Source organism: Aestuariimicrobium sp. p3-SID1156 (assembly GCF_025144225.1).
Classification (GTDB): domain Bacteria; phylum Actinomycetota; class Actinomycetes; order Propionibacteriales; family Propionibacteriaceae; genus Aestuariimicrobium.
On the sequence record NZ_JALXXB010000016.1, the window covers coordinates 16,272 to 30,144 of the forward strand.

A 13,873-nucleotide genomic window follows, 5' to 3' on the forward strand; every position below is an offset into this window, starting at 1 on the left:
GACCTCACAGCCGACAAGCGGCGAGATCGGTGAGCAGGATGCCCCTCGCGCCCGCCAGGTAGAGGTCGTCCAGCAACCGCTGGCTGTCCTTGCGGGGCACCAGCGAGCGGACCGCAACCCAGCCCTCCATGGCCAGGGCTGACACCGTCGGGCCGTTGAGGCCCGGCGTGATCGCGCAGGCGGCGTCCAGCTGCTCCTCGGGCACGTTGTAGTCAACCATGACGTAGTTTCGGGCGACCAGCACGCCCTCGAGGCGGCGCAGCAGCTGGGTCACGGTCCCGTTGCGGTCCAGGCCATTGCGCTGGATCATGATGGCCTCGGACTCACAGATCGTCTCACCAAAGACTTCCAGACCAGCCCGCCGCAGGGTGGTGCCGGTCTCGACCACGTCCGCAATGACATCGGCGACGCCCAGGCGGATCGCGGACTCCACAGCCCCGTCCAGATGGATCAGGCGGGCATCGACTCCGTGTTCACTCAGCCACGTGCCCAGTAGCCCCGGGTAGGAAGTGGCGATCCGATGACCAGCCAGAGCCTCCACGGAACGGACCTCGCCGTCGACAGGTGAGGCGAAGCGGAACCGGGAGCGTCCGAAGCCAAGGGCCATGATCTCGGTCGCTGGAGCCTGGGAGTCCAGCAGCATGTCGCGCCCTGTCAGCCCCAGGTCGAGCGTCCCCTCCCCCACGTACACCGCAATGTCTCGGGGACGCAGGTAGTAGAACTCCACGCCGTTCTCGGCGTCGGTCAGGACCAGGTCCTTGGTGTCGTTGCGCTGCCGGTAGCCGGCCTCGCGCAGCATGGTGGCCGCCGCCTCGCTGAGTGCACCCTTGTTGGGGACGGCGATCCTGATCAGCGGCACGTCGATGTCATGGTCGGACATGGATTCCTCAGAGGTATTCGTAGACGTCGTCGAGGTCGAGGCCGAGCGCGAGCATCATCACCTGCAGGTGGTAGAGCAGTTGGCTGATCTCCTCGGCGGCCGCTTCCCTGCTCTCGTGCTCGGCGGCCATCCAGACCTCGGCAGCCTCCTCCACGATCTTCTTGCCAATCGCGTGGACGCCGGCATCCAGCCTCGCGACGGTTCCCGACCCCTCCGGGCGGGTGCGTGCGGTTTCAGCGAGTTGGGCGAAGAGGTCTTCGAAGGACTTGCTCACGAGGCACCACCCTACCCCGGCGCAGGGAGGTCACAGTTCGACGCCCAGCAGCGCATCGGTGATCTGCCCCAGCACTGCGGGTCCCTCGGTGTCGTCGCCCTTGACCGCGAGGCTGGCGTCCACCCACGCGTCGATCGAAGCGATCGCCGAGGGAGCATCGAGGTCGGTGCGCAGCGCGGTCCGCACGGTCTCGAGCAGCGGGCGCACGTCCAGCGTCGCATCCTCGGCGGTGACCTGGCGCCAGCGTCCCAGTCGCTTCGTGGCGGCGGTGAGCTGGTCGCCATCCCATTCCCAGTCCTCCCGCCAGTGGTGCCCGAGCATCGCCAGACGGATCGCCATCGGGTCAGCGCCCTGCTGCAGCAGGCGGGAGACCAACTCCAGGTTGCCCCTGGACTTGCTCATCTTCTCCCCCTCGAGCGCAACCAGACCTGAGTGGACGTAGCTCTGTGCGAAGCGCTCACCGGTCAGCACCTGGGCGTGGGCGGCGGACATCTCGTGGTGCGGGAAGGCGAGGTCGGATCCGCCCCCCTGGACGTGGAAATCGGTGCCCAGCGTGTCGAGGGCAATTGCGGTGCACTCGATGTGCCAACCGGGACGCCCATCGCCGAGGCTGGAGTGCCAGCTCGGTTCGCCGGGCCGCGCCTGACGCCAGACCAGTGGGTCGAGGCGGTTGCGCTTGCCGGGGCGGTCGGGATCGCCGCCCATCTCGGTGAACTTGGCCATGGCCTGCTGCTCATCGAGGTGGGAGACCCTCATGAAGTCGCTGTCGCTGGTCACGTCGAAGTACCAGTCGGGGAACTCGTCGCCCTCAAGCTGGTAGGCGGCGCCCTTCTCGGCCAGCTTCTCGATGGCGCGAGAGGCCCAGTCGATGGTCTCGGTGGCTCCGAGGTAGTCCTGCGGCGGGAGGACCCGCAAGGCCTCCATGTCGCGACGGAAGAGGTCAGTCTGGTCCTGGGCGAGGTCACGCCAGTCGATGCCGTCTCGGGTGGCCCGCTCCAGGAGCGGGTCATCGACGTCGGTGTTGTTCTGGGTGTACTGGACCTCAAGGCCCAGGTCGCGCCAGGCCCGGTTCAGCAGGTCAAAAGTCAGGTAGGTGTTGGCATGGCCGAGGTGGGTGGCGTCGTAGGGAGTGATCCCACAGACGTACAGGCGAGCCGCAACGCCCTCGGCAACTCCCGGCCCAGCCGGCTCCAGGCGTCCGGTGGACGTGTCGTGCACCTGCACCACCTCGGGGGCGCCGGGGGACTCGATGTCGATGCGGGGCACCTGTGGTGCGGGCCAAGACCTCATGGGCCCACCGTACCCGCCAGCGACGGGGTGAATCCCTCAGCAGCCGAGTCGTCGTTCCAGCCCAGAGCGAACAGCCGGCCAGTCGTCGATGATGATCGAGAAGACGGCTGCGTCGCGCCAGCTGCCGTCGGCACGCTTCTGGTCGCGTCGCACGATCCCCTCGAAGGTTGCCCCGAGCCGGGCGATGGCAGCCCGGGAGCGGTCATTGACGGCGTCCGCCTGGATCCTGACACGACCCCAGCCGTGGTCGAAGAGGTGGCCCAGGAGCAGCAACTTGGTCTCCGGGTTGACCTCGGTCCCCCAGACGTCGGGGATGTAGGCGGTCCAGCCCAGGTGGCAGCGCTCCTTCGCGGGCTCGAACTCTGACACGGACGTAGTGCCGACGCAGCGACCGTCGGCGAGGCGCACCAGGTAGGGCAACGCGTTTCCCAGGGTGTAACCGTGCAGGAAGGCGGCCATGACCTCGGGGTCCCTGGTCGCGGCGGCCGGTCCCCCTCCCCAGCCGCCGGCAAACACCTCAGGACGCGCCAGGACGCCGGCGAGCTCGGCGAGGTTCTCCTCGGTCAGCGGTTCCAGGATGACGTGGGTCCCGGCCAGGGGGACGTGAGGTGGGATGGCAGGTGTCATGGCTGGTCCTGGGGTGTGTGGGTGCGGCATTCAGGGTGACAGGTCCTACAGCGGTGGCCACGGGACCACCGGCCAGCGCTCGCCGGGCTCGGGGAATTGCCCGGCCTCGATCAGAGCCTCTGCTCGCAGCCGCGTGGCGATGACCTCCACGGGATCGAGCCAGGGTTCCAGCACCGCCGTGCATTCGAGGCTGCGGTGGAGCAGGGCGAGTTCCTCGTCGGTGAAGGGGTCGCCCGCCCAGCCCCACAGGACGGTGCGCAGCTTGTCGTTGACATTGAAGGTGAGCCCGTGGTCGACGCCGAAGACGAGTTCGGACTCCCCGGAAGTGGTGTGGATGATGTGGGCGCCCTTCCGGTCGGCGTTGTTGACCACCGCGTCGAAGAGCGCCATCCGGCGCAGGGCGGGTTCGTCGGCGTGCACGAGCGCCACGTCACGATCGTGGTCGTCTGCCCCGATGACCACCCCGAACCAGCCGTCGGGGACTTCCTCGGCCAGGGTCAGATCGACCAGGTCGGTCTGGGCCCCCTCCAGCCAGGTCTGGGCTGAGCCGGGCCCGAAGGGGCCGGTCTCGACCCAGGAGGTGGGGGGCACGAGGTCGAAGCCGGCGGCCTCGGAAAGCGCCCAGGCAGCCACCTCCCTGCGTCCCAGGGTGCGATCGGGAAAGTCACGCAGCGGGGCCTCACCGTCAACGGGCTTGTAGAGGAAGCGGGAACCCTGGTCGTCCTCGGCAAGGAAGGTGCCGTTGCTGGCCTGGACGAGGCGACCAATGAGCCGCAACTCGCCGGTCGGTCCTCCGGCAGGCATCAGGCCCGGCCCATCAGAACTGGCCGTCCTCGGGGTGGTCGAAGAGGGGGGCACGGTAGCCGTTCGCACGGGGGCACAGATGTCCGCCCGGGTTGATGGGCTGCTCGCAGAAGGGGCACTCCGGGCGTCCGGACTGGATCAGGGCCTGGGCCCGAGCGATGAACTGGCGTGCCTCTGCCGGTGTGATGCGCACATGCATGGACGCCTCGGCGCCGTCCACCGTCTGCTCCATCGCATCGCCCTCGTCGTCCTCGTCCATCTCCACGGCGCTGAACAGTTCAATCGCCACGCAGTCGGACTCGGTGTCCCAGGCCAGGGTCATGGTGCCCACGCGGAACTCCTCGTCCAGCGGCTGGTCGAGCGGGGCGAGGTCTTCGGCGCGTTCGACCGGTTCGGGGATGACCAGGTCGTGGCCCATCAGGCGGGACAGTTCGTCCAGGATCCGTTCCAGGTGCTCGGCGAGGATGGCCACCTGCTGCTTCTCCAGCAGCACGCTGGTGAGCCGGTTCCCGTCTCGCGCCTGCAGGTAGAAGCTGCGCTGCCCCGGCACCCCGATCGTGCCGGCCACGAAGCGGTCGGGAAACTCGTAGTGGTAGGTGATCCTGTCCATGGCATTCAGCCTAGCCGCGGGACCCGCCGACCTGCGGCGCAGCCGGTGCGGTCCAGCGTGACAGGAGGCCCTCGGGGGAGTTGACGGTGAGGACGCGGGGAGGGCGCGCGAGGTCGCTGTCTTCACCGCCCCCGGCCCCGGTGTCGTGGGATGCAGGGTTGCTGGGGAGTGCGATGACCGTGGCCGAGCCCGGGTCGAGCCCGATGCGCTGGACGTTGTCGAAAGGTGCCCCCACGGCCCAGTTGACGAGGGCTGCCAGCGGGTCGCCGTGGCTGGCCAACAGCCAGACCGATGTGTCCGGCAGGCGAGAGTTCCAGTCCAGGACCGCGTCGACGACGCGTTCCTGCACCTCCAGCATCGACTCACCATTCGGGAACCTGGCCTGGCTGGGCGCCTTCTGCACGACCTCCCACAGCGGATCGTCGGCGAGGTCCTTGAGCGCGCGGCCCTGCCAGTCGCCATAGTCGCTCTCGACCAGACGGTTGTCGAGGTGCGGGGCGAGGTCACGTCCGGCGGCCTCCAGCAGGTGCTCGACGGTCTGACGGCAGCGCTGGACCGGGGAGGTGACCACGGCGGCGAGCTCGACGCCCTCCAGTCGTCGCCCGAGCTCGCGGGCCTGTTCGATGCCGGTCTCATCGAGCTCGACGCCCGCGGTGCGGCCAGCGAGAACGCCTGCCGTGTTGGCGGTACTGCGGCCATGTCGAACGGCGATCACGATGCTCACCGCTCCAGCGTAGGTCGATTCGTTCGCCGATGCGCCATGTCAGGATTCCTGCGCCATGATGGATCGGTGCGTGGGGAGGAGTCCGAGACGGTTGGCGGAGAGCCGACCAAGGGCTTCAAGGACGTTCTGCGCCAGCTCGCTCTGCCGCTCTACCTGCCGGTTTTGGCCCAGGCAGCAGCCTTCAATGCACTCAGCCCCGTCCTCACGCTGCTGGCCCTCGGCCTGGGGTTCAGCGTGCCGGGGTCTGCGGCGATCGGGCTCATCTCCGGGATCGTCGGGGTGGTCGGCCCCGTGCCGGCGGGACGCTTCATCCAGGTCGTGGGCGAGCGTGGCGCGATGATCCTGACCGGCGTTGCCATGGTGGCCGGGCACGCGACCGGCTTCTGGCTGGTGACCCACGCTTCCCGCCACGGCACGTCCGCGGCGCACAGATGGGGATTGGTCGGCGTGATGCTCCTCATGGCCCTGGGGCAGGCGGTCTGGGGGCTGGCCAGACAGTCGTGGTTGGGCAGCGCCCTGGATCCTCGCTTCCGGGCCCGTGCCATGTCCACCTTCGGCGGCATGATGCGCATCGGACAGATCATCGGCCCGGTACTGGGGGCAGCGATCGTCGCCGGGCGCTCGACCGCCTGGGTCTTCTTGTTCGCCGCCGGGGTGATGACCTTGGCGGTGGCGATGGTCACCCTCTTCCTGGTGCCCATGGCCGATGCCGGACGTGGCAGGAACGCGAACGACGCTCCCCTACCCCCGACGCGACTGCCCTGGTGGCGAGATCCTGCCATGCGTCCCATGGCTGTGGTCGCGATGGGCACCGCACCCCTGCAGATGGCCCGGGTGACCCGCCCCGTGCTGCTGCCCCTGGTCGGACATGCACTCGGGCTGGGAGCCGCCACCATCTCCCTGATCTTCGGCATCGCCGCCATCATCGAGATCGCCATGTTCGTGCCGGCCGGCATCGTGATGGATCGCTATGGACGCACCGCGGTCATCGTGCCCTGCCTGTTCGTGGTGGGTTTGGGCTACCTGCTGCTGACGGTCCTGTCGACAACCGTCGGTGGCCACTCCCCACAGATGGCGCTGGTAACGGTGGGCGGCAGCGCGATCGTACTGGCCCTGGGCAATGGCCTGGGCGCAGGCATCGTGATGACCCTCGGCCAGGACCTGACCCCCGAGCAGGACCGGACCCGCCAACTGGCGCGCTGGATGACGATGACCGGCGTTGGCCCGCTCGCCGGACCGCTGCTGGTCTCCGCGATCACCCTGGTGGCGCCGGTGGGCGTGGCCGGGGCCGCAGTGGGGTTGCTCTGCGTGGGCGGATCCGGATGGATGCTGAGGGTGCTGCCAGCCCTCACCCCAAATCCGCCCGCCGGGCCCTTCCATCGGCCCCAGCCCTCAGACCGGCCCTAGCATGGTCGGCATGCACACCAGACGCGTCGGGCACAGTGGCCTGCAGGTATCCCGGCTCGGGCTGGGCACCCTGACCTGGGGACGCGACACCCAGCCGCCCGAAGCGCGTTCCCTGCTGCGCACCTTCCACGAGGCCGGCGGGACCCTGGTGGACACCGCACCCGCCTATGGCAATGGGGTCGCCGAGCAGATCCTGGGCAAGCTGATCAGGACCGACCTGCAACGTTCCGAGCTGGTCATCGCCACCAAGGCCGGGTTCGGCGTGCGAGATGGCCGCCGCGTCGTCGACACCTCGCGGGGGGCGATGCTGGCAGACCTCGCGGAATCCCTGCGGCGGCTCCACACCGACCACGTGGACTTGTGGCAAGTGCACGCTTGGGGTGAGGCACCGCTGGACGAGACGCTGGCCGCGATGGACCACGCCGTGAGTTCCGGGATGGCTCGCTATGCGGGAGTGTCGAACTATGTCGGGTGGCAGACCGCCCGCGCCGCCACCTGGCAGCAAGCAGTACCTGGACGAGCTCCCCTGAGCTCGGTGCAGGTCGAGTACTCGCTGCTCACCAGGCGAGCCGAGATCGAGGTCCTGCCCGCCGCCCGCGCCCATGGGATGGGCGTGCTCCCCTGGTCGCCGCTGGGGCGCGGAGTACTCACCGGGAAGTACCGCACTGGCGTCCCCCGCGGTTCGCGTGGCGCCGCCGACCACTTCTCGTGGTTCGTGGAGCCCTACCTGGAGGAGGGCAAGTCACGAGCCATCACCGATGCGGTGATCAGAGCCGCCGAGGGGCTCGACCTCACCCCAGCACAGGTGTCGTTGCTGTGGGTGCGAGATGCCCCCGGGGTCACCGCCCCACTACTTGGCGCCCGGACGGCCGACCAACTCACCGAACTGCTGGCCGTCGAGGAGATGACGCTCCCGGTCGAGATCGTCAGCGCGTTGGACGACGTGTCTGGTGGCCCGAACCTGGCCCGAACCGAATAGTGCGGGCCATCCCTGCCCTCGCCGCCCGTCCCGAGGATCGAGGTGGTGGGGGCGAATTGGCGAGGGAAGCCGCAGCGGTGCTATAGTCCAATGGCTGTCCGGGAGACCGGACAACACCACTCGTCCGGGTGGCGGAATAGGTAGACGCGCTAGCTTGAGGTGCTAGTGGCCGTTATAGGCTGTGGAGGTTCAAGTCCTCTCTCGGACACTTCGGGAAACCCCGTCTGACAACGCGTGATGTCAGGCGGGGTTCGTCGTTCCCAACCTGCCGCACTCCGGGGCCCGGGGACGGTCGTCACCACCAGGAAGGCACTGATGAACCCACTGCAGTGGGATGCGCCGTGGCTCGTCGTCGCGGGGGCACTGTTCCTCATCGTGATGGCGCGCGCCAACGCGACCTACTGGCTCGGTCGGCTGGCACTGGCCAGCGCTCGGCGTTCTCGCTGGTCCCACGTGATCGATTCCCCGAAGTACCAGCGTGCCGCCCTGCTCATCGAGCGCTGGGGGCCTCCCGCGGTGACGCTGTCATTCCTCACCATCGGGATCCAGACCCTGGTGAACCTGAGCGCCGGGGCCGCCCGTATGCCCATGGGCCGGTACCTGCCTGCCGTGACCCTGGGCTGCATGGTCTGGGCATCGTGGTACGCCACCGTCGGAGTCGCCGGTTGGGCAGCGCTGGCGGCAGTGTGGACCCGCTCCCCCGCTGCGGCGGTCGGACTGGGCGGCGCGCTGCTCGTCGGCCTCATCTGGTTCGTGGTCCGACAGCGTCGCACCACTCCGTGAGGACGCGGGACGCCCCGCCCGGGATACCGGGCGGGGCGTCTCAGGACCGTGTGGGGTCAGCGCTCAGCGCTTGTCCCGGTCGAAGGGGTTCAGGTCGTCACGGACCGTGCCGTCCCCATCGCGATCGAGCGGGTTGCGCTTGTCGCCAGTGATGTCGCGATCGCCATCGCGCAGGGTGCGGTCACCACCGGTGTTCTCGTCGACCTCGATCTCCTCGTGGCGAACGTCGGCCTGAACGTTCTGGGTGTCGGAGACGGTCTCCTTCGAGAGGTTGACGCGCTCGGTGGCAACGGTCTCCTTGGAGACGACCGGGCGCTCCTCGTAGAGGGTGACGGTCTCGTCAGCGGTGTCCTCACCGATGCGGTGGTCGGTGGGCTTGCCGCCCAAGTCCTCGCGCTCGACGTGGAGTTCCTCTCGCTTGACCGGGACCTCGACGCTCTGGGTTTCGGTCACGACGTGCTTGCGCAGCCGTGCTCGGCCAGCCTCGCGACGCTCGGTTCCGACGTTGAGGCGCTCCTCGTGAGCAACCACGGAATCGCCCTCGGCGAGGTGGCCATCCCCTTCCAGGTCACGGTCACGGGCGAGGTCGCGGTCGGCCTCCCCCACACCGCCAGCTGCGACGTCGACGTTGCGATCCACGTCGACGAGGTCGCGATCATTGTCGCGGAGGTCGCGGTCAGTGCCAGCAGTGCCATCGCGCCCGAGGTCACGGCGGCCTTCAGCGGCGTAGCCGGAGTCCTGGAGGTTGTAGTAGCGGTAGAGCTCCTCCTCCTCGGCAGCCGACAGGTGCTGGTCGACGTCGACGGTGGGGGCGTCCTTGATGAGCTTCTTCTCGTAGGGGACGCGGATCTGCTCACCCTCGATGGTCGCGTCCTGCAGCGGGACGAAGGTCTCCTTGGTGCCGAAGAAACCGGTGTTCACGGTCACCCAGGTGGCGTGGCCGGTGTTGTCGTCCAGGAAGACCTGGCCAACGCCACCCACCTTGTCGCCGTCGCGGTCCACCACGGTGGAACGGGTGAGGGAGTCGATGTTGTCGTGCGTGCTCATTAAAGCTCCTTGGGTTGCTTTCTCTGTAACGCTTTCGTGATCTTCACGCTAACGAGAGTGCGGACGCTTCATGCAAGGCGTGCACGATTACCCCCCTAGCGGGTGGGATTTGCTGCCTCCGGGCTCAACTGGACGAACGAATTCGCAGCTCGGGGGACAAGACCACCTTTGAGGGCCTATCCTCCCCCTGCAACAGGGCGAGCAGCATTTCCATGGCCAGCATCGCGAGCTCCCCCACTGGATTGGTCACGGTGGTCAGGGGGACCTGGCCCTCAGCGGCGAGCGGCAGGTCGTCGTAACCGACCACCGCAACGTCGTCGGGGACGCGCAGCCCCCGTGCGTGCAACACCTGAATGGCGCCCAGCGCCATCAGGTCGCTGGCCACGAAGATGCCATCGATATCTGGCCAACTCTCCAGCAGTTCTCCTGCCGCTGCCGCCCCTGAGGTGAGGGTGAACGTGCCCCTGGCCCTCCGGCTGGCATCCAGGCCCGCCTCCTCCAGCGCCAGACGCCACCCAGTCTCGCGGTCCTGGGATGCCGCCATGTCTGCTGGGCCGGTGATGGTGGCGATCCGTCGGCGGCCCCGATCGATCAGGTGCTGGGTGGCCAACCGACCACCCGTCACGTTGTCGACATCAACGTGGTGCACACCATTGATGCCCACCGGCCTACCGATGAACACCATCGGAACGGCGGAGGAACGCAGCACCTTGACCAGGGTCGGGTCTTCATGCTGGGACATCACCACCAACCCATCGGCGTGGCGTTGCTGGAGGAACCGGCCCAATCTGTCGTCCACACCGTCCGGGCCGGACATGACCAGGAGAAGTTGCTTCTGTGAGTCCTTCAGTGCACGGTTCACCCCGGCGATCGCCGAGGCGAAAAAGGGGTCGCTGAAGATACGCGACTCAGGTTCGGGAACCAGGACGCCAATGGCATCGCTCTGCCGGGTGGCCAGGGCGCGGGCCGCGGGGTGGGGCACGTAGCCCAGCTTTCGCACTGCCTTCTGGACGGCCGCAACCTTCACCTCGGCAACCTGGGCATCCCCGCGCACCACCCTGGAAGCGGTGGCGCGTGAGACGCCCGCTTCGCGAGCCACGTCCTCCAGGGTGGGTGCAGGGACCATGGCTCAGTTCAGTCCGTTCGCGGCGACGACCTCGGAATAGTAGTGCGCGGACTGCTTCGGCGTCCTCTTGAGGGTGTCGTAGTCGACGTGGACCAGCCCGAAACGCTTGTCGTACCCCCAGGCCCACTCGAAGTTGTCCATGAACGACCAGGCGAAGTAGCCCCGGACGTCGGCGCCCTCCTGGATTGCTTCGTGGACGGCCGTGAGGTGTCCGCGCAGGAAATCCGCGCGGTCCTGGTCACGGACCTGGCCGTCGACGATGGTGTCATCGGGGTAGGCTGCGCCGTTCTCGGTGATGACCATGGGCACACCAGCGACCCCGGTGTAGTCACGCTCGAGCCGGAGCAGGAGGTCCCTGAGGTCGGGGGCGTAGTTCTCCCATCCCATGTCGGTTCGCGGGACATCGCGGCGCACCGAGGGCACCTGTTCCGCGCCCACCAGGGCTTGACGTCGAAGGAGTCCCCTGCGGCTGAGGCAGGTCAAGGGAATGCTGGGGTCAACCGCCCTGACCATCTGGCCGTTGTAGAAGTTCACCCCAAGGAAGTCGATCGGGGTGGAGATGATCTCCATGTCCCCCGGCTGGGCATGCGAACCCAGGCCCGCAGATCCCATGTCCTGCACCACGTCCGCGGGGTAGCTGCCTCGGAAGATGGGGTCAAGGAAGACCCGGTTGAAGGCACCATCGACCCGGCGGCGGGCGTCCTGGTCCCCTGGGCTGTCCGGATCCTGGGCGTGGACATGGGTGAAGTTGAGGGTGATGCCCAAACGATGATCCGGACCGGTCACCTCGCGCAGGGCACCGATCGCCTTGCCATGGGCAAGCAGCAGGTGGTGCGCGGCCGCAGTTGCCTCGGCCGGCTCGGTGTGGCCGGGAGCATGTTCCCCGCAGGCATAGGACAGGAAGGATGAGCACCACGGCTCATTCAGGGTCGACCAGTTCATGACCCGGTCACCAAGCCTGTCGAAGACCACCCTCGCGTAGTCGGCGAAGATGTCAGCCACCTCACGGTTGGTCCATCCCCCGGGGATGGCGGCGGGCAGGTCCCAGTGGTACAGCGTCAGCCACGGCGCGATGTCGCGCTCGAGCATGGCATCGACCAGGCGGTCGTAGAAGTCAAGGCCAGCCGGGTTCGGAGTGCGTCCGTCGGGCAGGATGCGCGACATCGAGGTGGAGAACCGGTAATTCCGCAGCCCAAGCCCTGCCATCAGGTCCAGATCTTCGGGGTAGCGGTGGTAGTGGTCACAGGCCACCGAGCCGTCATCCCCGTTGGCCACCGCACCCGGCTCCGCGCAGAAGACGTCCCAGATGGAGGGACCTCGGCCGTCCTCGGTGGATGCACCCTCGATCTGGAAGGCCGCGGTGGCCGTACCCCAGACGAAGCCCTCCGGGAAAATGTGCGCGGGGCGCCCGGTGGTCTCCGGGATGGTGGATGAGGTTGGGAAGGTGGTCATCCCTTCACAGCTCCTTGCATGATGCCGGAAACCAGCTGGCGGCCGGCGACGATGAACAACAGCAACAGCGGAATCACCGACACGACCACGCCAGCCATGATCAGCGAGTAATCCTTAAAATAGGAGGCCTGCAGGAGTTGCAGCGCCACCGGGAGGGTCGGATTGTCTGAACCCAGGATGATGAAGGGCCAGAAGAAGTTGGTCCACGACCCGACGAACGTGAACAAGAAGAGCATAGCGGCAGCTCCGCGAGCAGCGGGGAAGGCGACATGCCAGAAGGTCTCCAGCATGGAGCAGCCGTCGACCCGGGCAGCTTCCACCAGCTCAAAGGGCAGTGCCTCCTCCAGGTACTGGGTCATCCAGAACACGCCGAAGGCTGTGACCAGGCCGGGCACGATGACGGCCTTGAGGTCGCCGACCCAGTCCAGCTTGGACATGACAAGGAACATCGGGATGACGCCGAGCTGGGTGGGCACCGCCATGGTGGCGATGATGAAGCCGAGCAGGAAGCGACGGCCGCGGAACTGGAGCTTGGAGAAGGCGAAGCCTGCCAGGGTCGCGAAGAAGACCACCGACACCGAGGTGATCACTGCGACGATGACCGAGTTCCAGAAGGCGGGCCAGAACTGGATGTCGGACTCCAGGACGCGGGTCAGGTTCTCGAGCAGGTTCCCGCGCGGGATCAGCGACGGGATGGGGTTGCGCGCAATGTGCCCGGCGTCGGAGGAGGCCAGCAGGAGGGCGAAGTACAGCGGGTAGGCGGAGAGCAGGATGAAGGCGGAGAGCAGTACGTAGTTCCAAGGGCTCGGGCGTCCCTCCACACCACCGCCTCCCCTGAGACGGCGGCGGGCAGCACGGGCCGCACCCTTGCCGGCCAACTGCTCGATAGCGGCTGCGGAGTTCATCGGGTCACCTTCTTCTTGGCTGGGGCCGACCCGGTCGAGGCGATACGGCGGGTGATCAGGAAGTTCACGATGCCCACGCCCACGATGATGAGGAAGAGCAGCCAGGCGACTGCGGACGCGCGCCCGAAGGAGACTTGCGGCCCCCAGCCCAGCTCGTAAAGGTACATGGTCATGGTCATCCACTGGCGCGAGGCGCCACCCAGACCCATCGTGTCGAACATGCGCGGCTCGTCGAAGATTTGCAGGCCACCGATGGTGGAGGTGATCACGACGAAGATGATGGTGGGGCGCAGCATCGGGATGGTGACGTGGAAGAACCGCTTGACCCGGTCCGCACCATCGATGATGGCGGCCTCATAGGTCTCGCGTGGGATGGCCTGCATGGCCGCCAGGAAAATGAGGGCGTTGTAGCCGGTCCAGCGGAAATTGACCATGGAGGCAATGGCGACGTGGGACCAGAAGGCGCTCTTGTGCCACCCGATCGGGTCGACGCCGATGATGCCCAGGAGCGAATTCACCAGACCCGAGGAATCGGCGAAGAGCTTGCCGAAGATGAGGGAGACAGCCACGGGTGCCACCACGTAGGGCAGTAGAACACCCATCCGCCAGAAGGTTTTCGCGCGCAGGTTGGCGTCCAGCATGTAGGCCAGCACGATGGCGATGATGACCTGGGGAACCGAGGACAGCAGGAAGATCGAAAAGGTGTTGCGCAGGGCCTTGGTGAAGCTCGGGGACACGACGACGTCCTTGTAGTTGTCGAGTCCGATGAACTCACCCTGACCCATGATGAGGTCCCAGTCGTGGAGGGACACCCATCCGGTGTAGAGGATCGGGAACAGTCCCGTCAGGAGGAAGAGCAGGAAGAAGGGGCTGATGAACAAGTAGGGCGAGAACTTCATGTCGGCCCGGGAGAGCCGCACCCGCCACTCCGGACGTGTTCTGCTGGTCATGTGGGTACCTTTCGG

The 13,873-nt window shown here is 67.3% G+C and carries 15 protein-coding genes and 1 tRNA gene; 4 read left to right on the forward strand and 12 right to left on the reverse strand.

The features are described 5' to 3' along the window. Positions 1 to 4: 4 nt before the first annotated feature. Genes hisG through M3G03_RS12440 form a run of 7 tightly spaced genes read right to left on the reverse strand, consistent with a single transcriptional unit; the run spans position 5 to position 5,209 of the window. Positions 5 to 880 carry an ATP phosphoribosyltransferase gene (gene hisG / locus M3G03_RS12410; protein WP_259810420.1) on the reverse strand — a complete coding sequence of 292 codons (876 nt, stop codon included), beginning with the start codon at positions 878 to 880 and terminating at the stop codon, positions 5 to 7. Positions 881 to 887: 7 nt separating this feature from the next. Further along, positions 888 to 1,154, reverse strand: coding sequence for a phosphoribosyl-ATP diphosphatase (locus M3G03_RS12415; RefSeq protein WP_259810421.1), 267 nt, complete (start codon positions 1,152 to 1,154; stop codon positions 888 to 890). 30 nt (positions 1,155 to 1,184) lie between these two features. After that, positions 1,185 to 2,444 (reverse strand): cysteine--1-D-myo-inosityl 2-amino-2-deoxy-alpha-D-glucopyranoside ligase, encoded by a 1,260-nt coding sequence (mshC, locus tag M3G03_RS12420; protein WP_259810422.1) that lies wholly within the window; start codon positions 2,442 to 2,444, stop codon positions 1,185 to 1,187. Positions 2,445 to 2,480: 36 nt separating this feature from the next. Next, the gene (locus tag M3G03_RS12425; protein WP_259810423.1) at positions 2,481 to 3,071 is read right to left on the reverse strand and encodes a GNAT family N-acetyltransferase; all 591 of its coding nucleotides are present in this window, start codon (positions 3,069 to 3,071) and stop codon (positions 2,481 to 2,483) included. A 45-nt stretch (positions 3,072 to 3,116) separates the two neighbouring features. Further along, entirely contained in the window at positions 3,117 to 3,875 is a 759-nt protein-coding gene (locus tag M3G03_RS12430) for an SCO1664 family protein (protein WP_259810425.1), read from the reverse strand. Positions 3,876 to 3,888: 13 nt separating this feature from the next. After that, the gene (locus M3G03_RS12435; RefSeq protein WP_259810426.1) at positions 3,889 to 4,485 is read right to left on the reverse strand and encodes a DUF3090 domain-containing protein; all 597 of its coding nucleotides are present in this window, start codon (positions 4,483 to 4,485) and stop codon (positions 3,889 to 3,891) included. Between the two features lie 10 nt (positions 4,486 to 4,495). Further along, positions 4,496 to 5,209 (reverse strand): MSMEG_4193 family putative phosphomutase, encoded by a 714-nt coding sequence (locus M3G03_RS12440; protein ID WP_259810428.1) that lies wholly within the window; start codon positions 5,207 to 5,209, stop codon positions 4,496 to 4,498. Between the two features lie 36 nt (positions 5,210 to 5,245). On the opposite strand from M3G03_RS12440, the gene M3G03_RS12445 reads away from it, so the two are divergent. The 4 genes from M3G03_RS12445 to M3G03_RS12460 all read left to right on the forward strand — a co-directional run bounded on the left by M3G03_RS12445 (position 5,246) and on the right by M3G03_RS12460 (position 8,378). After that, complete coding sequence (locus M3G03_RS12445) at positions 5,246 to 6,616, forward strand: MFS transporter (protein WP_259810429.1); 1,371 nt, start codon at positions 5,246 to 5,248, stop codon at positions 6,614 to 6,616. A gap of 10 nt (positions 6,617 to 6,626) precedes the next feature. After that, positions 6,627 to 7,595, forward strand: coding sequence for an aldo/keto reductase (locus M3G03_RS12450; RefSeq protein WP_259810431.1), 969 nt, complete (start codon positions 6,627 to 6,629; stop codon positions 7,593 to 7,595). Positions 7,596 to 7,717: 122 nt separating this feature from the next. Beyond that, positions 7,718 to 7,803 (forward strand) — tRNA-Leu (locus tag M3G03_RS12455). Positions 7,804 to 7,910: 107 nt separating this feature from the next. After that, positions 7,911 to 8,378, forward strand: coding sequence for a DedA family protein (locus M3G03_RS12460; RefSeq protein WP_259810434.1), 468 nt, complete (start codon positions 7,911 to 7,913; stop codon positions 8,376 to 8,378). Positions 8,379 to 8,441: 63 nt separating this feature from the next. Here the strand turns inward: M3G03_RS12460 and M3G03_RS12465 are convergent, their stop codons facing one another. From M3G03_RS12465 to M3G03_RS12485, 5 genes are all read right to left on the reverse strand, one after another. Continuing rightward, a complete protein-coding gene (locus tag M3G03_RS12465) occupies positions 8,442 to 9,425 on the reverse strand; it encodes a PRC and DUF2382 domain-containing protein (RefSeq protein ID WP_259810436.1) in 984 nt (327 codons plus the stop codon). 124 nt (positions 9,426 to 9,549) lie between these two features. After that, positions 9,550 to 10,551: a LacI family DNA-binding transcriptional regulator gene (locus tag M3G03_RS12470; protein WP_259810438.1), complete on the reverse strand. Its 1,002-nt coding sequence runs from the start codon at positions 10,549 to 10,551 to the stop codon at positions 9,550 to 9,552. A gap of 3 nt (positions 10,552 to 10,554) precedes the next feature. Further along, a complete protein-coding gene (locus M3G03_RS12475) occupies positions 10,555 to 12,003 on the reverse strand; it encodes a GH1 family beta-glucosidase (RefSeq protein WP_259810439.1) in 1,449 nt (482 codons plus the stop codon). Beyond that, on the reverse strand, positions 12,000 to 12,908 hold the full coding sequence (locus M3G03_RS12480) for a carbohydrate ABC transporter permease (RefSeq protein ID WP_259810441.1): 909 nt from the start codon (positions 12,906 to 12,908) through the stop codon (positions 12,000 to 12,002). The genes M3G03_RS12475 and M3G03_RS12480 overlap by 4 nt, the downstream gene beginning before the upstream one ends. After that, positions 12,905 to 13,858, reverse strand: a complete 954-nt coding sequence (locus tag M3G03_RS12485) for a carbohydrate ABC transporter permease (RefSeq protein WP_259810443.1) — start codon at positions 13,856 to 13,858, stop codon at positions 12,905 to 12,907. Before M3G03_RS12485 ends, M3G03_RS12480 begins: the two co-directional genes overlap by 4 nt. Positions 13,859 to 13,873 lie beyond the last annotated feature (15 nt).

Excerpts from the sequence above, each read along its gene's own strand:
- M3G03_RS12450 (WP_259810431.1), top strand. The coding sequence starts at position 6,627 with ATGCACACCAGACGCGTCGGGCACAGTGGCCTGCAGGTATCCCGGCTC.
- M3G03_RS12470 (WP_259810438.1), bottom strand. The coding sequence starts at position 10,551 with ATGGTCCCTGCACCCACCCTGGAGGACGTGGCTCGCGAAGCGGGCGTC.
- M3G03_RS12480 (WP_259810441.1), bottom strand. The coding sequence starts at position 12,908 with ATGAACTCCGCAGCCGCTATCGAGCAGTTGGCCGGCAAGGGTGCGGCC.
- mshC (WP_259810422.1), bottom strand. The coding sequence starts at position 2,444 with ATGAGGTCTTGGCCCGCACCACAGGTGCCCCGCATCGACATCGAGTCC.
- M3G03_RS12465 (WP_259810436.1), bottom strand. The coding sequence starts at position 9,425 with ATGAGCACGCACGACAACATCGACTCCCTCACCCGTTCCACCGTGGTG.
- M3G03_RS12460 (WP_259810434.1), top strand. The coding sequence starts at position 7,911 with ATGAACCCACTGCAGTGGGATGCGCCGTGGCTCGTCGTCGCGGGGGCA.
- M3G03_RS12485 (WP_259810443.1), bottom strand. The coding sequence starts at position 13,858 with ATGACCAGCAGAACACGTCCGGAGTGGCGGGTGCGGCTCTCCCGGGCC.
- M3G03_RS12425 (WP_259810423.1), bottom strand. The coding sequence starts at position 3,071 with ATGACACCTGCCATCCCACCTCACGTCCCCCTGGCCGGGACCCACGTC.
- M3G03_RS12435 (WP_259810426.1), bottom strand. The coding sequence starts at position 4,485 with ATGGACAGGATCACCTACCACTACGAGTTTCCCGACCGCTTCGTGGCC.
- M3G03_RS12445 (WP_259810429.1), top strand. The coding sequence starts at position 5,246 with ATGTCAGGATTCCTGCGCCATGATGGATCGGTGCGTGGGGAGGAGTCC.
- M3G03_RS12475 (WP_259810439.1), bottom strand. The coding sequence starts at position 12,003 with ATGACCACCTTCCCAACCTCATCCACCATCCCGGAGACCACCGGGCGC.
- M3G03_RS12430 (WP_259810425.1), bottom strand. The coding sequence starts at position 3,875 with ATGCCTGCCGGAGGACCGACCGGCGAGTTGCGGCTCATTGGTCGCCTC.
- hisG (WP_259810420.1), bottom strand. The coding sequence starts at position 880 with ATGTCCGACCATGACATCGACGTGCCGCTGATCAGGATCGCCGTCCCC.